At 68.2% G+C, this 19,985-nt stretch carries 16 protein-coding genes; 10 read left to right on the top strand and 6 right to left on the bottom strand.

Annotated elements, in window-relative coordinates; genetic code table 11:
• The first annotated feature begins 161 nt into the window (after positions 1-161).
• From DKM19_RS25330 to DKM19_RS49725, 3 genes are all read left to right on the top strand, one after another.
• Positions 162-821: a hypothetical protein gene (locus DKM19_RS25330; protein ID WP_162641740.1), complete on the top strand. Its 660-nt coding sequence runs from the start codon at positions 162-164 to the stop codon at positions 819-821.
• 283 nt (positions 822-1,104) lie between these two features.
• Positions 1,105-2,133, top strand: coding sequence for a hypothetical protein (locus DKM19_RS25325; RefSeq protein WP_110698900.1), 1,029 nt, complete (start codon positions 1,105-1,107; stop codon positions 2,131-2,133).
• Between the two features lie 61 nt (positions 2,134-2,194).
• Entirely contained in the window at positions 2,195-2,671 is a 477-nt protein-coding gene (locus tag DKM19_RS49725; RefSeq protein ID WP_162641739.1) for a hypothetical protein, read from the top strand.
• Positions 2,672-3,072: 401 nt separating this feature from the next.
• Here the strand turns inward: DKM19_RS49725 and DKM19_RS25315 are convergent, their stop codons facing one another.
• Positions 3,073-4,347 (bottom strand): cell wall metabolism sensor histidine kinase WalK, encoded by a 1,275-nt coding sequence (locus DKM19_RS25315; protein WP_239514478.1) that lies wholly within the window; start codon positions 4,345-4,347, stop codon positions 3,073-3,075.
• A 1,389-nt stretch (positions 4,348-5,736) separates the two neighbouring features.
• Between DKM19_RS25315 and DKM19_RS25310 the strand changes: the two genes are divergently transcribed.
• Together DKM19_RS25310 and DKM19_RS25305 are read left to right on the top strand one after the other, a co-directional pair.
• On the top strand, positions 5,737-6,750 hold the full coding sequence (locus DKM19_RS25310; protein ID WP_110698898.1) for an NAD(P)/FAD-dependent oxidoreductase: 1,014 nt from the start codon (positions 5,737-5,739) through the stop codon (positions 6,748-6,750).
• 156 nt (positions 6,751-6,906) lie between these two features.
• Positions 6,907-7,542 carry a cyclopropane-fatty-acyl-phospholipid synthase family protein gene (locus DKM19_RS25305; RefSeq protein WP_110698897.1) on the top strand — a complete coding sequence of 212 codons (636 nt, stop codon included), beginning with the start codon at positions 6,907-6,909 and terminating at the stop codon, positions 7,540-7,542.
• 134 nt (positions 7,543-7,676) lie between these two features.
• Here the strand turns inward: DKM19_RS25305 and DKM19_RS25300 are convergent, their stop codons facing one another.
• The 4 genes from DKM19_RS25300 to DKM19_RS25285 all read right to left on the bottom strand — a co-directional run bounded on the left by DKM19_RS25300 (position 7,677) and on the right by DKM19_RS25285 (position 12,281).
• A complete protein-coding gene (locus DKM19_RS25300; protein WP_110698896.1) occupies positions 7,677-8,921 on the bottom strand; it encodes an RNA polymerase sigma factor in 1,245 nt (414 codons plus the stop codon).
• Positions 8,922-8,929: 8 nt separating this feature from the next.
• The gene (locus tag DKM19_RS25295) at positions 8,930-9,337 is read right to left on the bottom strand and encodes a YciI family protein (protein WP_239514477.1); all 408 of its coding nucleotides are present in this window, start codon (positions 9,335-9,337) and stop codon (positions 8,930-8,932) included.
• A 138-nt stretch (positions 9,338-9,475) separates the two neighbouring features.
• Positions 9,476-10,630 (bottom strand): serine hydrolase domain-containing protein, encoded by a 1,155-nt coding sequence (locus DKM19_RS25290; RefSeq protein WP_110698894.1) that lies wholly within the window; start codon positions 10,628-10,630, stop codon positions 9,476-9,478.
• A gap of 259 nt (positions 10,631-10,889) precedes the next feature.
• Positions 10,890-12,281 carry a phthalyl amidase gene (locus DKM19_RS25285; protein ID WP_110698893.1) on the bottom strand — a complete coding sequence of 464 codons (1,392 nt, stop codon included), beginning with the start codon at positions 12,279-12,281 and terminating at the stop codon, positions 10,890-10,892.
• A gap of 396 nt (positions 12,282-12,677) precedes the next feature.
• Here DKM19_RS25285 and DKM19_RS25275 point away from each other — a divergent pair, with 396 nt between their 5' ends.
• The 3 genes from DKM19_RS25275 to DKM19_RS25265 all read left to right on the top strand — a co-directional run bounded on the left by DKM19_RS25275 (position 12,678) and on the right by DKM19_RS25265 (position 16,209).
• Entirely contained in the window at positions 12,678-13,388 is a 711-nt protein-coding gene (locus tag DKM19_RS25275) for an SDR family NAD(P)-dependent oxidoreductase (protein WP_110698891.1), read from the top strand.
• 523 nt (positions 13,389-13,911) lie between these two features.
• Entirely contained in the window at positions 13,912-14,568 is a 657-nt protein-coding gene (locus tag DKM19_RS25270; RefSeq protein ID WP_162641737.1) for a hypothetical protein, read from the top strand.
• Positions 14,569-15,027: 459 nt separating this feature from the next.
• Positions 15,028-16,209: an esterase-like activity of phytase family protein gene (locus DKM19_RS25265; RefSeq protein ID WP_239513577.1), complete on the top strand. Its 1,182-nt coding sequence runs from the start codon at positions 15,028-15,030 to the stop codon at positions 16,207-16,209.
• 268 nt (positions 16,210-16,477) lie between these two features.
• Here DKM19_RS25265 and DKM19_RS25260 read toward each other — a convergent pair whose 3' ends face one another.
• Positions 16,478-16,813 (bottom strand): NIPSNAP family protein, encoded by a 336-nt coding sequence (locus DKM19_RS25260; protein ID WP_089208710.1) that lies wholly within the window; start codon positions 16,811-16,813, stop codon positions 16,478-16,480.
• A 398-nt stretch (positions 16,814-17,211) separates the two neighbouring features.
• Between DKM19_RS25260 and DKM19_RS25255 the strand changes: the two genes are divergently transcribed.
• Positions 17,212-18,435: a beta-ketoacyl synthase gene (locus tag DKM19_RS25255; protein ID WP_110698889.1), complete on the top strand. Its 1,224-nt coding sequence runs from the start codon at positions 17,212-17,214 to the stop codon at positions 18,433-18,435.
• Between the two features lie 115 nt (positions 18,436-18,550).
• Positions 18,551-19,573 (top strand): hypothetical protein, encoded by a 1,023-nt coding sequence (locus DKM19_RS25250; RefSeq protein ID WP_239513576.1) that lies wholly within the window; start codon positions 18,551-18,553, stop codon positions 19,571-19,573.
• Positions 19,574-19,985: the final 412 nt, after the last annotated feature.

The following is a 19,985-nucleotide window of genomic DNA, read 5'->3' as shown; positions in this document are numbered from 1 at the left end:
TGATGTTCTTGTGGCGATGGCGAAGCCGAGGAGTCGCGTGCAGGCCCGACCGAGGATGGCTCAACCGGGCACCAAGCATCGCTCTGGCTAATGTCCCGAGGGGAACCTGCTCCGGTCCCTTTCGATTGCCCGTTACGACCTGGTTCGGCAGAATGCCGTCCATGATCGACAATCTGCGACCTGGCTGGAAAAGCCTGGTGGGCGTCCTGGCGACCGGCGCGGTGTTTGGCGCGGCGACCTCCCTGGCCAACGCCGTAGCCCATCTTTCTGTGGATCTGGAAAGCCGGGAAGCGACGACCAACGGGTGGTCGATCATTGAGATCGTGAGCGTGCTGCTGGACTCTGGCTGGGCATGGGCCGGGCTGGCGGTGCTGGCGGGGTTTCTGGCCACCCGCGCCAAGCAGGGCGGCCTTGGGGCCCGGGCTCTGGCCCGGGGCGCTGTTGCCGGTGTGGTGGCCCTGCTCGCCGCCACGGCGGCGTACTACGCCCTGGATACGGTCGTCCACGATGTCCCGCTTGGCTCCTATGGGCTTGACACGATCTTCTGGTGGGCGGCGAGTGTTACGCTCGGCCCGATTTTGGGTGCCATAGGGTCATGTGCCAGGCGGCCGGGAGCAATCGGCGTGCTCGCCAAAGTGACCGTGCCGGTCGGCGCGGCCGTCCAGATGGCCGTGATGCCACCCGGCAGGAATGAGGTGATCACGACCATCGGGCAATGGGTTGTGTGGACGACAGCTGCCGTGACCATCGGCGTGATGGTGGTCCGTTTCCTCGGCGTGCAGCGGCACCGAAACCACTCCAGGGAAGCTGACTCGCTGTAAGCCTCCACGGCCAGCAGATGAGTTTCCTTCCGGGATGCGCTCGGAAGGAAACTCTCAGGTCTGACTTCCGAGATTGCGCGCAACAAGCCTTCGTAGGAGCTCTGACCCGCTCGCGGCCACCACGCCATTGGGCCGTCGAGAGCTCCTGTCCAGCTGGCTGGTGCGCGCGATGCGAATCGGTCACGTCAGCGCCATGAGGCCAACCGGCCGTAGCCGACCCGTGATCAACCACCGGCCGCTCGCTCTTGTCCAAGTGAGCGCGTGAGCGACAAGATCACTCATCATGAGGCACCCTTCAGCGACTGCCGCTCTCCTGGCCACCGCGGTCATCAGCGCGGCGGCTCTCCTCCCCGTCCCGGTCGCCACCGCTCAGGCACGCACCGGGCCGGCGTCCGTGCGCGCCGCCTATCTTCCGTCCTGTCCTTACAAGAAGGCCCCAGACGTCTCCGGTCCCTGCGGTCACTGGCGGCTGCTGCTACGCGACGGCAGGTATCTGACCGTCGGTGACGCCGCCACCAGCGTCACGGACGACGACGGTCGCACGATCGACTACACCAGCACGTTCGAGGTCAGCGCCGACGGGCGAGTGGTCGCGTACTGGCGCGCCCGCGACCACCGCCTGGTCGTGCGCCGCGTCGGCGGCCCGGCCACGGTGCTGCCCGCCGGGCTGCGCCCCAAGGGTTTCGGCACCCTCAGCCTGCAAATTGAGCTGTCACCCACCGGTGACAAGCTGCTCATCGACTACTTTGACCGGCCCGACCGCTTGCCCACCAAGGTCGTCACCGTCGCGACCGGCAAGGTCACCGAGCTGCCCGGGGCCGCCGACGTGCTCGAGTTCAGCGGCGACGGCGACGAGGTGCTGGCCACCCGCTGGGAGACCGACCGCATCACGACCCTGTATGCGTACCCGCTCGATGGCAGCGCCCCGACGGGCGGCACGCTGCCCCGGGTCGTCGCGGACGCCTACGCCGAGGCCCTGGCCCCGGACGGCAAGACGCTCGCCTGGGTCACGAGGGGCGACCCCGAGGAGAAGCTGCCTTCGCGGGTGCGCCTGTATGACCTGGACAGCGGCGACATCTCGCCGGCCGTGGACCTGCCGTTGCGGGGCAACGAGGTGCCGAACCTTCTCCGGTACGCCCCCGACGGGACGCTTCAGGTGCTGACGGTGTCGGGCAAGGAGGGGACGCCCCTGGTGGTGCGGGAGCTCGACATCGACCCGCTTGGCGACGGCTTGCTCTCCGGCGACGTCCGGCAGAGCGACCGGTACAGCATCACCGATCATCGGCACGAGTATTACGCGGGAGGGGAGTGATCGGCATGAGGACCAGGATCGTCGCGGCCCTTACGGCGCGGGCCGGACCATCGCCGTTCGTATGGCCGAGACCGAATCCGCCACGACCGGACCGCCGCCCTGGCTCTGGCGTCTCGTCTCAACGGGTCCGCCGGCACTCCCCGCCAGCGCCGCGTCCGCCGACACCCACAAGAGCGAGCAGAACTCCATCATCTCCGGCCCCACCGCCGCGGTGCTGCCGCCCGGCTCCGGCCCCGGCGACAACCGGCAGCTCAACAACCAGGACATGACCAAGCGCGACACCGGCAACTGGTCATTCATCGACTCCATCCAGGCTCCCAACGCCACCAACCTCATCGGCTTCCAACGCCCCGGCGCGGTCTCCGCGCAGGCCGCCCGCCCAACTCCGTGCCATCCCAAGACAGGTGATCGCTTCCCGATACACGCAAACGTCGGGAAGCGGTTTTCGCATGTCACAGGCCAGGTCACCACGAATGCCCAAATATCGACTCATCGTTCAGGTAAGGCGTCTTGGCAGGCGACCTCACACGTGTTGTGAGCCCTCTCGACGATTCACCGGCGAGGCAGCGGCGGCCGATCTACTTGCCTTAGGTACCCGAAAAGATCGCCTCGCTCCGACCTGCGCGAAGAGGCCGAGAATCCCAGATAGCGATCGGCTCGCCAGGCTGCCCCGGCTGCTGTCGCTGCGTTCTGGCGGCTGTCCGTCGCTGCGGCCGACCTACCGGCTGTATGCGGGCCTCGGGTTCCCGCGAACCCAAAGGCGTATACCCTTCCAGACCACCCCAACAGCCCGATGCCGATCCTTGGGTTCGTGGGAACTCTGGGGTTTCCCGGCCCAGTACTTCCGAAGCCGTCTTCACGTGACAAGTAACTTTCTGTGGTTGGCCTGCAGTCGATGCCCCATCTCCGGATCCGACATTCCGACCTGTGACAATGCCGCTACTTGGTGGTCGGGGACACGTCCGGGTGAAGGATGCCAGGTCCCGAGGCGAGAGAAGCCGCATCACCTTCGTGGAGCGGGAGGCGCAGGACAAAACGCGCGCCGCGGGGGCTGTCCTCTATCTGGAGGCTGCCGCCGCTCGTCTCGGCGATCTGCCGGGCGATCGGCAGGCCCAGGCCGGTGCCCCCGGCGTCCCTGCTGCGGGCGGCGTCCAGCCGGGCGAAGCGCTGGAACACCAGCTCGCGCTTGTCCGGATCGATACCCTGCCCGTCGTCGATCACCTCCAGCACCGCCATGCCGTGCGGGAAGCGCTGACCGTCGCACTCGTCGCCCGGCGCACGCCGTACGGTTATGGTGATCGTGCTGTCGGCGTGCCGTTCGGCGTTGTCGATGAGGTTGGTCAGCAGGCGCCCCAGCCGCAACCGGTCACCGATCACCACGACACCGGGCTTAAGCGAGAATTCACACCTGTTTCTCATGTGGTGGCGCGTCCGGCACTCCGCGGTGGCGAGTCCGGCCAGGTCGATCGGCTCGCGAGCGCCCGGACACCCCGCGTCCAGCCGGGCGATGGTCAGCAGGTCATGGACGATCGCCTGAAGCCGCTCCAGACCGCCCAGAATGGTGCGACCCAGTTTGGTCACACTGGTTTCCTGAGGCGCGAGCAGGGCGTCCTCCACCTCGGCACACATGGCGGCGATCGGGCTGCGCAGGTCGTGGGAGGCGTCCGAGGCGAACTGGCGCTGCTGTTCCACCGCGACCTGCAGGCGGCCCAGCGTGTGGTTGACGCTGACGGCCAGATCGTGGATCTCGTCATCGCTGGGCGGTACAGGCACCCGGCGGCCGAGGCATGTCGCGTTGATCTCGTCGAGTTCCGCCCGGATGGCGGTCACGGGCCGCAGCGACGCGGCGGAGATCCGCCGGCCGAGGTAGGTGATGGCCGCGGCGGACAGCAGCGCGCCCATGCCCACCACTGCGGCCAGTCGGGGATCGACCCACGGGGGGATTACGGGGGAGGAGCAGTAGACGATCGAGTTGCCGCCCGCCCGGTGAGCCCACTGCGCGATCACCATGTCGCATTCGCCATCGGGAAAGACTCCGCCGCACACGACGGAGGTGGCGGCTCTGCTGCCGTCGGGGGTGAACGTCGCCATGCGCGGCTTGCCCAGCAGCGGTGGGGTCGAGGCGACGACCCGGCCCCGTGGATCGACGACTTGTATGTATCGAGACTTGCGTCGTGCAAGGGGGTAGACCACCTGGCCCCGTTCTACCTGCATGGCCACGCGGCCACCGTCCGCGAGGACCTCCTGATTGAGAAACCCCATGGCATAACGGTGAATGGCAATCATCAGCACCGTGGCCACCAGACCGCACAGCAGGACCGCCGTTACAGCAGTGAACAGAGTTATCCGAGCTGTAATTGAGATTCGGTGTCTCGCGCTCATTTTTTCAAATTCCTTCTCAGGCAGTGGGAAATGCCAACCACATGATTCTGCGAAGGGGGACGTTGACCTCAGAGCGGAAGTCGTTCGCTTCGCGGGACCCTACACCCCTCAGGCAAGTCAAGAACTGGGCACTTCGCCCTGCGGACTCTCTAATCGAGTGCATGACGTTGCAAAGTCGACTGCGATTCAAATAGAAGGTCCGCGTGGCACGACAGTTCGGGCGGGCGAGACCCTGGGCCGTCGTGATGGAGGTCTGCGGATCGTGTTCGAGCTGATCTCCGCACAGCCGCTAGGCGTGCAGGCAGAGCGCGTCGACCCCGGGCCCGCACCACTCCGGCGAACCGCCGGTACCCGTGCCGCCGCTCAGCGCCGAGCCGCTTTCCCCCTGGCCGATCACGGTTGCAGGGCCGCCTGAATTTGGGCCGTACCGCGGCGATGGACTCCGGCGCGAGCGGCTTTGCCAACGTCGGAACATTCGCCGCGTCATCCCGCCCGGAAACGCCGCATAGCAGGCGTATGGAGAGTTCGGTTATCCAGGAGCAGATGGGCACGCGCCTCATTTTCGGGGTTCGCACGCCCGAGTCTTGGCCTCGAAAAAGGAGCCGCCAGGAAATTCAGTCCGGTAGGCCCAGCGCTCCCGAGGCTTCGGCCAAGTGGCAAGTGGCTATTTGCAGTACGGCATGCGGCCGATGCCTGACTTTAAAACTGACCTTTTTGATCCGTGATAACGCGGCTTGTCGCGGGTCGGAACGGCCGGCGAATGGGTCCTTTGAAGGCTGCCAGAGCCATGGAGATTCACGATTCGCAACCGGGTTCTGCCGTCGTTCGCACGGGGGCTACATGTCGTTTGGCCGCAATTTCTGGATTTAGTTGCCACTCCAGCGATTACAGAGAGTTATTTGTCGCTCCAGGGTACCTACGGGAGCACCAGGCCGAACCGCCCGCCTCGGGTCAACGCGAGCGGCTCGAAGTACGGCGAGGCCACCGTCGGTCGCACCGCCTACCTCACGCGAGAGGGTGCTGAGGGAGATCCAGGTCGCCCCTCGCCCGCTGGGTCAGGATGGTGCCGTGTTCGTGGCACAGGGCACGCAGGCGTGGGCCCACGGCGGTCATGACGGTCGAGAGGTCATTGTCTGCCGGCCTCTGTTTGCTGTATTGGCAACGAAGTTTGTCAGACGATGGACTCCGGGCGGAGTATCTCCCCGACTGGAGGTGCTTCGCATGAACGTAGAGAGAGAAACCGCCGCCCCCGAAGAGGGGGAGCGGGGTTATGACGTGGTGGTCGTCGGCGGTGGAGCCGCCGGGCTGAGCGGGGCGCTGACCCTGGCGCGGGCACGCCGCTCGGTGCTGGTGATCGACGCGGGACGGCCGCGCAACGCTCCGGCGTCCCATATCCACAACTACCTGGGACGCGAGGGGACGGCGCCCTCGCAGCTGCTGGCCACGGGTCGCGAGGAGGTGACCGGTTACGGCGGCGAGATCGTGGAGGGCAACGTCGTGGCGGCCGAGCGCCGCCAGGACGGTGGTTTCCGCGTCACACTCGAAGACGGGTCCGCGGTCGTGGCGAGACGGCTGCTGGTGACCACCGGTCTGGTCGACGAGCTGCCGCAGGTACGGGGGGTGGCCGAGCGATGGGGACGCGAGGTGCTGCACTGCCCGTACTGCCACGGATGGGAGGTCCGCGACCAGCCGGTCGGCATCCTGGCCACCGGGCCGAACGCGGTGCACCAGGCCCTGCTGTGGCGCCAGTGGAGCACGGAGGTGACCCTCCTCCTGCACACCGAGCCCAAGCTCGGCGACGAGGAGTACGAGCAGCTGGCCGCCCGCGACATCGCCGTGGTGGACGGGCGGGTGACGGCGCTGGCGGTGACGGACGACCGGCTCACCGGTGTGACCGTGGACGACGGCCGGGTGATCCCCTGCCGGGCTCTCGTGGTGAGCCCGCGCTTCACCGCCCGCGCGGACGTTCTCACCAGCCTGGGCCTGGGGACGACCGAGCAGGAGATGGCCGGGCAGGTGATCGGCAGCTATGTCGCCTCCGACCCGTCCGGAGCGACGGAGCTGCCCGGGGTGTGGGTGGCCGGAAACGTGGCCAACCTGATGGAGCAGGTCATCGGCGCCGCCGGTGCGGGCCTGCGTGCCGCCGCGGCGATCAACGCCGACCTGGTCGCCGAGGACACCCGCCGGGCCGTCACGGCCCGCCGCACTTCTTTCTCCGCGCGGATGGAACCGTGAGCCCGCGAGCGTGTGCCCGGCGATGGAACCGTGAGCCCGCGGTGTGCCCGGCGATGGAACCGTAAGTCCGCGAGCGTGTGCCCGGCGACCGCCGGCACGGTCTGACCCCGCCCGGCACGAAGATATGAACCACGAAGACATGAAAGAGGTACGCCGATGACCGATGACAACATCTCGGACGCGGAGTTCTGGGACGCCCGTTACAGCCAGAGCGACCAGGTCTGGAGCGGGAACCCCAACACCGTCCTGGTCCGTGAGATCACCGACCTGGAGCCGGGCAGGGCCCTGGACCTGGGCTGCGGCGAGGGAGCCGACGCGATCTGGCTCGCACAGAGGGGGTGGCACGTCACCGCCACCGACATCTCCCAGGTCGCCCTCGACCGTGCGGCCCGGCACGCGGCCGAGGCGGGCGTCGCCGATCGCGTCGACTGGCAACGGCACGACCTGGGAGCGTCCTTCCCCGACGGCGTCTTCGACCTCGTCTCCGCCCATTTCCTGCACTCCCTCGGCGACATGCCGCGAGAGAAGATCCTGCGGACCGCGGCCTCGGCCGTCGCGCCCGGTGGGGTGCTCCTCATCGTCGGGCACTCGGGACACCCCTCCTGGGAACACGATCACCATCCCAACGTGGTCCTTCCCAAGCCGCAGGAGGTTCTCGAAGCCCTGGAGCTCGTGAAGGAGCGGTGGGAGGTGCTGATCAGCGAGGAACACGAGCGGATCCAGATCGGCCCCGACGGGCAGCCGGGCACCCGTACGGACAACACGCTCAAGGTCCGGCGCCTGGGAGGCTGAGCCCTCCGCGCTGAGTTGTGGCGCTCCGTCGTTTCGTCTCCCGGCGCCCTCCGTCCGCGCTGAGTTCCGTCGGTCCGTCCTCCGCCGTCCTCTGCCATTCATCGCGTCGCCCGCCGGCACCTCGCGGCGAAGGGCTACCGGTCGCCGGTGAGGCGGGCGGCCCGGGTGTGGAGGTAGCGCTGCTGCGGAAGGTTGGTCGTTCGCCGGGCCGCCTCCCGGTAGGAGTCGCGTGCCGCCGCGTGATCACCGGCCATCTCCAGCAGGTGCGCGCGGACCGCGTGGAGCCGGTGGTCCTCGGCGATCCGCGCGTCGGCCTGAAGCTTTCCGAGCAGGTCGAGACCGGCGCGCGCGCCTCGGGCCATGGCCACCGCGACGGCGTGGTTCAGGGCCACCATGGGATTGTCGGAGATGCGCATCAGCAGCTCGTAGAGCGCCACGATCTGCGGCCAGTCGGTCGCGTCGGCGTCCGGCGCCTCGTCGTGGATCGCGGCGATCGCCGCCTGGAGCTGGTAGGGGCCGGGCACGCTCCGGGGGAGCGCGGCGGTGATGAGTGCCACGCCCTCGGCGATGTGGCCGGCGTTCCAGAGGCTCCGGTCCTGCTCGGCCATCGGGATCAGGCCGCCGTCCGGCCCGGCACGCGCCGGACGGCGGGCGTCGGTCAGCAGCATGAGCGCGAGCAGTCCCGCCACCTCACCGTCGTCGGGCAGCAGGCGGTGGACCAGGCGGACCAGGCGGATCGCCTCGGCCGACAGCTCGCCGCGGTGCAGGCTCGGTCCCGACGTGCTGACGTAGCCCTCGTTGAAGATCAGGTAGAGCACGTGGAGAACCACGCCGAGCCGCTGGGCGCGCGCGGCGGCCGGGGGCATGCCGAAGGGGACACCGCTGTCCTTGACGCGCTGCTTGGCCCGGCTGATGCGCCGGGTCATGGTCGCCTCCGGTACGAGAAACGCCCGGGCGATCTCCGCGGTGGTCAGGCCGCCGACCGCTCGCAGGGTGAGCGCGATCTGCGACGCCGGCGACAGCGAGGGATGACAGCACATGAACAGCAGGATGAGCGTGTCGTCGGACTCCGTCACCGGCCTGTCGGCGGCGGGCGCGGTCCATTCGCCGGGCGGCGTCCACCCGGCGACGGTGTCCTCACGGCGCCGGCGTGCCTGCTCGCCACGGAGCAGGTCGGTCAGCCTGCGCGCGGCGACCGTGATCAGCCAGCCTCGCGGACTGTCCGGGATCCCCTCTTTCGGCCACTGCACGGCGGCCGCGAGGAGCGCCTCCTGCACCGCGTCCTCGGCGAGGTCGAAATTCCCGTAACGTCGCACCACCGCGCCGAGGACCTGCGGCGCCAGCCGGCGCAGCAGGTCCTCAACCTCGCTCTCGGGCACGGAGGCGGTCAGATCTCCAGCTCGTCCCGGGACTCCGCGATCGGCCGTACGTCCGCGTAGGCCCTGGCGGCGACGTGGGCCGGAGCCGGGCAGTCGCCCAGCCGGGCGGCGATCTCGGTCGCCCGGTCGAAGCTCTCACACTCCACGATCCAGTAACCGGCCAGGACCTCCTGGGTCTCGGCGTACGGCCCGTCCGTCACGACCGAGACACCGTCGCGCGACTCGAGCCTCCTGGTGTGGACCGGGGCGACCAGGGCTCGCGTCTCGACGAGCTCGCCGGACTCCTCCAGCTCCTTGTTGAGCGACTCCATGAACGCGCCCATCGCCGCGAAGTCCTCCCCGGACCAGGCCTGCTCGCCGGTGGCCTTGCCCGCCATGCCGTCGTAGTCCTGCTGCGACCCGTAGGTCAAGATCATGTACTTCACGGTCTCTCCTCCTGACCGGCGCCCTCTCGGCGCCTCTCACCGGAGACGTCGGAGCCACCGGCCCATCCCGGACATCCACCCACCGCCGATTCGCACGTTATTGCCATTCGCCCGTGCGCTCAACACGGCTCAGAGCGCGGCGTACACCGCGTCGATCAGCGCCATCTTGCGCGGGTCGTCGGCGATCTGCGAGCCCATCCGGTTCATCACGTACCCGATGCTCAGCCGGGCCTCGGGGTCGGCCAGGCCGAAGGAACCGCCGTAGCCGTCGTGCCCGAACGCGCGAGGATTCGGGCCGTAGGAACCGCGGGGACCGCTCAGCCAGCAGCCCAGCCCGATCTCCGTCTCCCCGCCGAAGCCCGCGCCGAGCACGAGGTCCACGCATGCCCCCTGCCCCTCGCGGATTCGCTCGACCGCCGACTCGCCGAGCACCTTCCGGTCGCCGAAGCGACCTTTCGAGGCCGCGATGCCGTACAGCTGCGCGACCGCTCCGGCGGTGCCGTGACCGCCCGCCGCGGGCAGCTCGGCGCGGCGCCACGGCAGGCTGTTGGCCTCGGCCGCGCCCACGGGCGGGTTGGCGAGCGCGGCGACCGCGGCAGGGTGCATCTTGGCGAAGACCGCGGCCTGCTCGCTCGATCCGGAGGCGGGCGGGTGCACGAGCTCGGCCACCCGGTGATCCTCGGACTCGGGCAGTCCGATGAAGAAGTCGACGCCGAGCGGCCCGGTGACCTCCTCGCGCAGGAAGGCGCCGACGCTACGGCCGTCGATCCGTCTGATCACCTCACCGACCAGGAAGCCGTAGCTCATCGCGTGGTACCCCGACACGGTGCCCGGCTCCCACCACGGCTCCATCGCGGCCAGGCGCGACGTCATCAGCTTCCAGTCGAACAGCTCCTCCACGCCGGTCGGCTCCCGCGGTCCCGCGAGCCCCGCCCGGTGCGAGAGCAGGTGGCGGACCGGAATGTCCTGCTTGCCGCCGGCGGCGAACTCCGGCCAGTAGGCACTGACCGGGGCGTCGAGGTCGAGCAGTCCGCGGTCGGCCAGCATGTGGGCGCAGAGCGCGGTGACGCCCTTGGTCGTCGACCACACGTTGACCAGGGTGTCGCGCTCCCAGAGCCGGGCCCGGTCCGGGGCGGTGTGGCCGCCCCACAGGTCGACGACGGTCCGGCCGTCGAGGATCACGGACACGGCGGCCCCGAGCTCGGCGCCCTCGACGAAGTTATTCTCGAAAGCCTGCCGGACACCGTCGAAGCGGCTGTCGCAGTCACCCTGGATCGCGGCCATGAACACTTCCTTCCGTCGACTGCCGCCACCATACCGACCAGTCGGTCTTTCCTGAAGGGGCGGTTCAGGCCGGCTTCGCCTTCTGTCCGCGCCGAAGGGTCACGGGCCGCGATCCTGGATCGCGGCCCGTAACCCTTCGGCGCCGATCGAAACCGCCAGGCCGTGAGAGAGACCTGCTCTCTCACGGCCGGGGATCTTGTACGGCCTCAGCTGAGTGGAAGCCCGTGCTCACGCTCGGGGCCTGCCTCCCCGAGACGGTTCAGAGGCAGGCAGGGGCGACGAAGGCCGGGCGGGTCACCTCGGTGAAGCGGCAGCCGAAATCCGGCCTCGACGTGTGGTGGACCTGGTCGCCCGCCGCGCGCCTGCCCTTCTCGACCCAGGTGACCAGGTCGTCGAAGGCTCGGGTCAACTCGCCCTGGGTGAAGTCGCAGTGACCGACCCCCCTGATCGCGCGGGAGACGAAGTTGCCGGCCTGCCGGTTGCGTGCCGTACGGTCCGCGTAGATCTGCTCCATCGAGTACGGGACGAAGAGGTCGCCGATGTCGTGCAGGGAGAGAACGGGGATGCGGGGGTCGCCCTGCACCGCGGGGACACCGCCGAGGTCGCGGCTCGGACGGTCGGTGGCGGCGATCCTCAGCACGTCACGGTTGAGCTCGCGCTCGGCTCTCGTCAGGCTGGGCCGGTCGTCAAGCTGGTAGACCGTCCGCCGGTTGTCCACGACGTTGCCCTCGGCGATGTTCGAGGTGCCCCCGGTCAGGCCCGGGTAGAGACCGAACAGGAACGGGATCTGGGTGAGCGGCGCGCGGCCGATCGCGTTCCAGTAGGCGAAGGCGGAGTCGAATCCGGGACGGTCGCCGCCGCTGCGCTGCTCGACGGCGTCGCTCCAGGTCCTGCCCAGCTTGGTGAGCGTCGGGGGGATGCCCCGGGTGAAACCGCTGCCGAGTTCGGGCAGCAGGCCGAGCACCCGATCGGCGTAGGTCTGCTGGTATTCGGGCGTGGGGGAGAGCGGGAAGTCGGTCCTGGTTCCGGTGAGCGCGGCGGCCGTCACGTTGGCATCGGTGAAGTAGTCGAACAGTTCGGTGTCGCCCAGGACGCCACATGCGGGAAGCGCCCCGGCGAACGTCCTGCGGTAGTGCTCGACGGCGACCGCGGTGACGTGCCCGCCCATCGAGAAGCCGGTCATGTAGACGCGGCGCGCGGACCTGCCGGTGACTCCGCGTACCAGCGCGATCAACGCGTGCGAGTCCTTGACACCCTGTCCGACGTCGTAGCCGTTGGTCTGGTAGCTGGAGGCGGCCCAGGCGTATCCCCGCGCGATGAGGTGGGCCCGCAGGGGGGAGTTGTCGACATAGACGGTGGTGTCGGTGCCCCGGTAGCCGTGGGCGTGCAGCACCAGCTCGCCGTTCCAGTTCGCGGGAACCTCGATCCGGTAGGCGGCGCCCCGCTCGATGCCCGCGTGGACGGTGGCGCCCGGCAGCGCGGTGAAGGGCGTGCCGGAGGGGTACTCACACCATGGGTCGGCCACGGCGTATCCGGGTTGGGTCTCGCTGGGCGCGGGTGGGGCGCAGGCCGCCGCCACGGCGGGCGGTGACCAGACGACCGAGAACGCCGCGACCATCAGGATCGCGACTCCGAGCCGAAGTGACCTCATCGGGCGCCTCCACCAGAAGATTAATCTGTCCTGCTGGATGTACCACGCCCTGACAGTCGCCGGTAGGCCCAGTTTCGCCGACTGTCAGATTCCAAGTGCCCACGGCGTGTTCGTTGTTTTTTGACCAGTACTTCCGGAACACCGTTTGACGTGGGCCGGGCCCGGGGATCGCACGTCGTGGAGGACGGCGACCTCGTCACCGGGCGGGATCCGGCACCCGCGAAGGCCACCGTGCACGCGGTCCCGGAGTGGTTCGGCGCTCGCCTCGATCACCGGTCGACCGGGGCCGGACTCGCGGATCCGGCCGGTCCGGTGCCGGACGCGGCGCGTCGGGCATCGCCGGTGCGGCCAGATCCGCGCACCGGTCATGGAACGGACTGATCCGAAGGAGATTTTGTGGGCAACGGGCGCAGGGTCGCCGTCGTCACCGGCGCGTCACAGGGGATCGGTGCGGGCCTGGTGGCCGCACTTCGCGACCGTGGTTATCAGATTGTCGCGACGGCGCGTTCGATCGAGCCGGCGACCGATCCGGATGTGGTGACCGTGTCGGGTGACATCATCGACCCCGCCACCGCCGACAATGTGATCTCCGCGGCCGTGTCGCGGTTCGGCCGGGTGGACACGTTGATCAACAACGCGGGGATCTTCATCGCGAAGCCCTTCACCGACTACACCGAAGAGGACTTCACCGCGATCATCAACGTGAACGTCGCCGGCTTCTACCGCATCACCCAGCGGGCCGTCGACGTCATGGTGAAGCAGGCCGGCGGTCACATCGTCAATGTCACCACGACCCTGGTGGAGCAGCCCAACGCCGAGGTGCCGTCCGTGCTCGCCTCGCTGACCAAGGGCGGCCTGAACGCCGCCACGAAGTCTCTCGCCATCGAGTACGCCACGCGTGGAATCCGCGTGAACGCCGTCTCGCTGGGAAACATCAAGACCTCCATGCACCCGGCCGAAACGTACGAGGCCCTCGCGAAGCTCCATCCCGTCGGCCGCATGGGCGAGATCAGCGACATCGTCACCGGGATTCTCTACCTGGAGTCCGCCCCGTTCGTGACCGGCGAGATCCTGCACATCGACGGCGGCCAGAGCGCCGGGCACTGAACCTGACCCGGTCGCCGGCGGAGTACGCCACGCCTGAATCCCACCGCGGCTCGGATGCCGCCGGCCACGACGGTCGGGCGACCCCCTGAAAAGAGGACCGCCGCTCAGGATGAAAAACGCTCCATGCCCCGGGAGTTCCCATGCCTGACAGCGCCACGAGCGCCGTGGGGAAGACCCCGCAGCCGTCACATTCCGGCGCGTGCACCGCACCTGTCGCCAATGCCGCAGCTCGGCAGACCGAGCTGCAATAGATCGCATCCCGTCATGCCCGGTTCGGCAGTTCCTGCCCGCATCCGGGGCAGATCCGCCGCAAGGACGCATTCGCGGCCACGGTCCCAGACCGCTCCCTGCCGGAACCCTCCGCCGGCCCGGCGGCACCCCTGCTTCAAGATCGCCATTCGAAAACAATCACGACCGGGCTTTCGGATAGGCGTAGCACATCCCGGCCCCGTGGGCCATATCCGTCCGGAATGCTCAGCTCGGCGAGCGGGGGACCGATCCGCCGAACGGCATATGGGAGCCGATGAAGCCCGGCGGCAAGGTTGAGGCACGACAGCACAGCACCCTTTCCGGGATCGCTGGAGCAAGCCTCACCTGTACAACCCAAGGAGCTATCGACTTGAGATCCACAGCAATCTGGTCAAGGGTCACCGCCGTCGCCCTGTCGTCGGCCGTAATCGCAACGATCGGTACATCGGCCTCGGCCACATCGTTCCCGGCGAGCAAAGACGCCCAGTGGCGCGTGTCCGGCACGGCGAAGATCCACTTCGAGCCGTCGGCTACCGACGACATCACCTTCACCATCGCCGCGCGCGGCGTCTTCACAGAGGCGAAGGGCATCATCAAGGTCGGCCACTACCGTGCCGACGGCAACGGCGGGGGATTTGAGGCGGAAGTGGACTGCCTCGTAGCGGGTGGCCCGGTCGCGACGGTGACTGCTGTCGTCACCACCTCCACCTCGTTCCCGGTCGGTGAGAGGATCGCGGTCAGCGTATATGACGGCGGAACGGACAGGTTCGACAACAGTCGCGATCAGATCGGCTGGAGCTGGTCGGTGCCAACCGGCAAGGTGCAGCCCTGCATGGCTCCCGCGACGTTCGCCACCGTTAAGAAGGGCGGGTTCACCGTTGTCGGCAAGGGCTGGCCCAAGCCTCCCGCACAGATCGATACGGGGAAGTAGCACCACCGTTTAATAATTGTGTGCCATGACTGCGTTTCACCCATCATCGGACTTTCCCTCATGTCGCGACATGAGGGAAAGTCCGATGATGGATGATGTTTGATGATGGGCAATGTAGTGCCGCAAGATTCGTTCACGCGATATACGTGCAGATTGCACCCCTCGACCGTATTCATAAAATTCGGCACTCCGCGCGGGTCACCGCAGAGGCCGCTGACGCCTGCTTGTGCGGGTCCTAGAGCCCCTGCTGCCCATATGGCGTCGCGCTGGATCCCCTTTCCGCGCCTTGTCCTCCTTCGCTGCGTCGAGGATGAAAATACGCGATAAATTGCTGATTCGACACGGCATTAAGCAGCCAATACCTCGTTGAGCACCTAACTTCGTGGACATCGCCCGTGATCTACGATCTCATATTCCGGCCGGTCCCTTCGAGGACTCTTTTGGAATAAGGAGAATCGTGTGGTCAATTCGCGAAGAATAACGACAATTGCCGTCGCGCTCGCGACGGCGGTCAGCTTCGGGACCTTCGACGCGCGAGCGTCAACCGTGGCGGCGCCGCCGGAGGTGTCACCGGATTTTAAGATCACCCGTTTTCTCGGTGAGCAGACGCTGCAGCACAAGATGCAGTTCGGCGGCACCACCGTCGGTGGCCTGTCCGGCCTGGATCAGGACCCGCGCACCGGCACCTGGTACTTCATCTCCGATGACCGGAATCGCTACAACCCGGCCCGCTTCTACACCGGCCGCCTCGACATCAACCCGGCCACCGGAGCGTTCACCGGGGTCAACCTCACCGGGGTCACCGCCCTGCTGGGCCCCGACGACAAGCCCTACCCGGGCTACGGCCTGTCCGGGTCCGCGGACCCGGAGACGATCCGCTTCGACCGGACAACCCGCCGGCTGCTCTGGGGTCACGAGGGCGATCGGCCCGAAGCCGCGAACCCTAACATTCCGGTCTCCGACCTGTTCGTCCGCTGGACCGACCCCACGGGCCTCCATCTGGGGGAGCTGCCCGTTCCCGGCAACCTGAAGATGACCGACACCGACAAGGGGCCGCGGCGCAACTTCGGGTTCGAGGGTCTGACCTCCACCAAGGACGCCATCACCGCCATCGCCGAAGGCCCACGGTATGAGGACGGCGAGCCGCCGACCGTGGAACACGGCGCGCCGGCCCGTCTCACCGTGTGGAAGCGCGACGGCCGGGTGCGCGGGCAGTACGCCTACGAAATCGACCCGCTGCCCGCGGCGCCGATCCCGGCAGGAGGCCACTCCGACAGCGGGGTCTCCGAGATCCTGGCGATCGACGACAACCGTTATCTCGCCCTTGAGCGCTCCTGGATCGAGGGCGTCAACTACCGGGTCAAGCTGTACGAGATCAATCTGGACCGTGCCACGAACGTGCTCGACAGGGACAGCCTGGCAAACGGCCGACGCTACCGCCCGGTCACCAAGCGCCTGGTCGCCGATCTCAACACGCAGCTGGCGCCGTCACCGGTGCAGAACCTCGAAGGTCTCGCCTGGGGACCGCGCCTGGACAGCGGCGAATGCACCCTCGTGATCGGCAGCGATGACAACTTCGACACCCGGGAGACCACCCAGTTCCTGGCCTTCGCCGCCCGAGGCTGCCCGAGCGCGAACTAACCGCGACCCGGCACAGACCCGGGGTCTCGAGTGTGGTCAGCCCGGGCCGAAGATGCGAGGTTTCGCCAACCTCGGCGCATCTGGCGGGGATGCGACGTCGCGCCTGGTGACACCTTTTGACCCCTCGCCTCCGTTGCGGTGCGGTGTTCGTCACGTTCACGCACGTTGAACGACCTTCCCTTGACGAACACCGCACCGCGACGGAGGCGGAGCCGCCCGACGGCTCTGTCCTCCCGGATGTCCTTCGCGGTCGTTCCGGCGACGGGTGTCATTGCCGTTGGAATGCCTGCGCGATCTGCTCCGAAGCCTCGAAGACAATCGTGTGATAGCTGTCGATCCGGGAAACGATCGCCTCACGGGGGCCGAGCCGCCAGGCATCGCTGCCGTAGAACCTGTCCTCCTGCTCGCGGTGCGTCTCAAGGGACGTGAACGCGCGGATCAGGTAGGCCTCCTCGTGCCCGTCCTCGGCTACCAGTGACGTGCCGTAGTCCACCACCCGAATACCGGACTCCTCCAGCAGCGGCACCGACTCCTCCCGCATGACACGGACGAACTCTTCACCGGTTCCTGGCTTCAACCGGTATGTGCGGACCTCGAGAATCACGGGCAACCTTTCCATGACATCCGGTGCGTCAGACGACGTCGACCGGTACGGGTAGCGCCTCGACGCCGGCCCGGCACCCTGACACGTTGTGTTGAGAATACCGGCGGTGATCAGCCCATGATCAGGCAACCGGATCATCCGGCACGACGATCAGGGGAGGGGAGGCCGGTAGCGGAACGCCGACTGCCTCGCGCGTGCGCTCGCGTCCTGCCCGGTACGGCCCAGCCGCGATCGTGACAGCGCAGACAAATCTCCCACGACATTTTCGTTGATCAGGCCACCTGCCCGAGCGGCCGCGCCCTGGCAGGGTCTGTAACCGAGCCACTCGGCGGCATCGCTCACGGGGACTTTCCCAGGGGCGAAGGAATCGTTGACGGGGCGGGACGAAGGAGTTGTTGATGGGGGATGGAATGAAGGCGGGCGCCTCGGTCACCGGGCTTGGTGCCACCACGCCACTGGGCGGGGACGTGGCCTCCACCTGGACCGGCATGCTGGAAGGGCGGTCCGGCATCACCGTGATAGAGGAGGAGTGGGCGGAAGGTCTGCCCGTGCGGATCGCCGGACGGTTGAGGGTGGAGCCTGCCGAGGTGCTGGGCCGGGTGAAGGCCCGGCGGCTGGACCGCTGCCAGCAGGCCGCGCTCATCGCGGCAAGGGAGGCCTGGGCCGACGCCGGGGCTCCCGAGGTCGAGCCCGAGCGCCTGGCGGTGGTCATCGGCACGGGTGTCGGCGGGGTGCTGACGATGCTCGCTCAGGACGACCTCCTTGAGGCGTCCGGGGCGCGGAAGGTCTCGCCGTACACGGTCCCGATGCTGATGCCCAACGGGCCCGCGGCCGTGGTCAGCATCGAGTTCGGCGCACAGGGTGGCGCTCACACTCCGGTGAGCGCCTGTGCCTCCGGCTCGGAGGCGATCGCGATGGGCCTGGACCTCATCCGTCTGGGCCGCGCCGACGTGGTGATCGCCGGCGGCGCCGAGGCGTGCATCCACCCCCTTACCCTCGCCGGGTTTGCCCAGGCCAGGGCCGTGTCCAAGCGCAATGACGCCCCGCAGGAGGCCTCCCGGCCCTTCGACACCGGGCGCGACGGGTTCGTTCTCGGCGAGGGGGCCGCCGTGGTGGTCCTGGAGCGCGAGGGGTTCGCCGCGGCTCGTGGAGCCCGGGTGCACGCCACGCTGGCCGGCGCGGGCACCACCTCCGACGCCCATCACATCACCTCCGCCGACGCGGGCGGGCAGATACGCGCGATGCGGCTGGCCCTGGCCTCGGCGGGACTGGACGCTCTCGACGTCGGGCACGTGAACGCCCACGCCACTTCAACCCCGAGCGGCGATCTGACGGAGGCCCTTTCGATCACCGAGGCGCTGGGAACGCATCCCGTGATCACCGCCACCAAGTCGATGACCGGTCACCTGTGCGGGGCCGCCGGGTCGCTGGGCGCGATCGCCGCGATCCTCGCCATCCGTGACGGGGTGATTCCCGCCGTCCGGAACCTGGAGGACCTGGACCCTCAGGTCAAGCTCGACATCGTCACCGGGCGGCCGCGCCATGGCCGGTGGGCGGCGGCGATGACCAACTCCTTCGGCTTCGGCGGCCACAACGCGTCCCTGGCCTTCACCGCCGCCTGATGACCGAAGTTGCCGAACCCGTGGTCCAGCGGCTTCGATGAACTCCGTGTCCCATCCGTTCTCCATGACCGCACGCCGACGTTGGCCGGCCATTCGCACGATCATGATCGTCTCGATGATCATGATCATCGGGCCGCTCGTGTTGACCGGCTGCACCCGATCGTCCGAGCCGCCGTCGCTGCCGCCCGCCGGCGTGTACGACCACGACGCGGCGGGTGAGAACTCACGGGCCGAACCCGCTCCGACCGACGGTACGGCCGGGGCTGTCACCCGGCCGTTGACGGAGGCCGGCTGGTTCTGCGCGCAGGTCCGGGCCAATGCGGACGGCCGTGTCCTGTGGTGCCGGATCGGTCACCGTGACCAGACGGACACGGTCCATCCGCAGGTCGCGCAGTTTCTGCTCGATCACGACGACCGGCTCGCCTGGGCGTGGTTCCCGCCCGCCGAGCAGCCGGCGGACCAGGGGGGAGGTGGCCAGGTCGCCGGCGCCGCGGCACCGGCGCTTGCCACGATCTGGTCCGATGCCGGTGATCGCGTGCGGGAGGAGATCAACGATTTCGATCGTGACCTCCGAGACGGGATGGTGCGGCGGAGCGACGAGATCCCCCGGACCGCGTGGCGGGACAAGCATGCGGACTACAGCTATTCCGGGATCAACGGACTGATCGTCACCGCCCGGGACAGCTCCGTGCGGCGCTGGCCGTTCGGAGCCGAGCACTACGCGACCACGATGAGCTCCGCCGTGGACGATCTTCGGGCCGGCGGTTACGACTGCGCCTATCCGCCCCAGGAGAACTGCAACCGCCCCCGGTCGAACGGCTACTTCCGTGTCACGCTCCACGGTGATCAGATCATCTCGGCCCGGTTCGGCATCGGCAGCCAGATCGAGTCGGGGCGGCAACGGCATCCGCTCGGCGAGGAGTTCCCGAACGGGCTCACCTTCCTGACCGAGGCGGTTCGCGGGCCGGTCACCGAACGCATCGAAGAGGTCCGGCGGTCCGGCACCGGTTTCGCCGGCATCGTGGCCGGAACGATTGTGATCATCGACGCGAGCCGGGGCTCCGTCGGCAAAGCCGATTTTGCGGCGTACTTCGACATCCAGATCGGCGCCCCGCTGGCCGCGACCCCGCCCGTCTGATTCCCTGCCCCGCACGATCATGGAGCGGTGGATCAGCTCGTGTCGCCGGGAGATCCTCGACCGGACCCAGTCATGCCTGCGGCTTATCCTGGCCGAGTACGAAGATCATTACAATCGGCATGGACCCCATCGGACGCTTCGGCAGGCCGGTCCGCTCAGGCGGCTCCCTGAGCCCGCGAACCTGGATCGGTTCAAAGTCCAGCGGCGCGACCGCTCAACCGACCAATCGAAGATCGCGAAAGATCGAGGCTGGGCGTTCAAGGCACGGATCAACCAAGGAGGAGAAGTGGTTAACAACGCACAGAACGAGGCGGGTGATCATTGGGCTCGGCTCGACGCCTTTCTGCGGACCGATCCGCGCGACGCCGGCTGTGACGCAACCATGGAGATGCTGGACGTCTACGCGGAGTTG

The sequence above is a fragment of the Streptosporangium sp. 'caverna' genome, from assembly GCF_003203775.1.
GTDB lineage: Bacteria > Actinomycetota > Actinomycetes > Streptosporangiales > Streptosporangiaceae > Streptosporangium > Streptosporangium subroseum.
This window is presented reverse-complemented; position numbering and strand designations above follow the sequence as displayed.

Bases quoted from the DNA above. Each gene is read 5' to 3' on its own strand.
- DKM19_RS25305 (WP_110698897.1), top strand. From the start codon at position 6,907: ATGACCGATGACAACATCTCGGACGCGGAGTTCTGGGACGCCCGTTAC.
- DKM19_RS25290 (WP_110698894.1), bottom strand. From the start codon at position 10,630: ATGGCCGCGATCCAGGGTGACTGCGACAGCCGCTTCGACGGTGTCCGG.
- DKM19_RS25330 (WP_162641740.1), top strand. From the start codon at position 162: ATGATCGACAATCTGCGACCTGGCTGGAAAAGCCTGGTGGGCGTCCTG.
- DKM19_RS25250 (WP_239513576.1), top strand. From the start codon at position 18,551: ATGATCATGATCATCGGGCCGCTCGTGTTGACCGGCTGCACCCGATCG.
- DKM19_RS25295 (WP_239514477.1), bottom strand. From the start codon at position 9,337: ATGATCTTGACCTACGGGTCGCAGCAGGACTACGACGGCATGGCGGGC.
- DKM19_RS49725 (WP_162641739.1), top strand. From the start codon at position 2,195: ATGGCCGAGACCGAATCCGCCACGACCGGACCGCCGCCCTGGCTCTGG.
- DKM19_RS25310 (WP_110698898.1), top strand. From the start codon at position 5,737: ATGAACGTAGAGAGAGAAACCGCCGCCCCCGAAGAGGGGGAGCGGGGT.
- DKM19_RS25255 (WP_110698889.1), top strand. From the start codon at position 17,212: ATGGGGGATGGAATGAAGGCGGGCGCCTCGGTCACCGGGCTTGGTGCC.
- DKM19_RS25315 (WP_239514478.1), bottom strand. From the start codon at position 4,347: ATGCAGGTAGAACGGGGCCAGGTGGTCTACCCCCTTGCACGACGCAAG.
- DKM19_RS25325 (WP_110698900.1), top strand. From the start codon at position 1,105: ATGAGGCACCCTTCAGCGACTGCCGCTCTCCTGGCCACCGCGGTCATC.
- DKM19_RS25285 (WP_110698893.1), bottom strand. From the start codon at position 12,281: ATGAGGTCACTTCGGCTCGGAGTCGCGATCCTGATGGTCGCGGCGTTC.
- DKM19_RS25270 (WP_162641737.1), top strand. From the start codon at position 13,912: ATGAAGCCCGGCGGCAAGGTTGAGGCACGACAGCACAGCACCCTTTCC.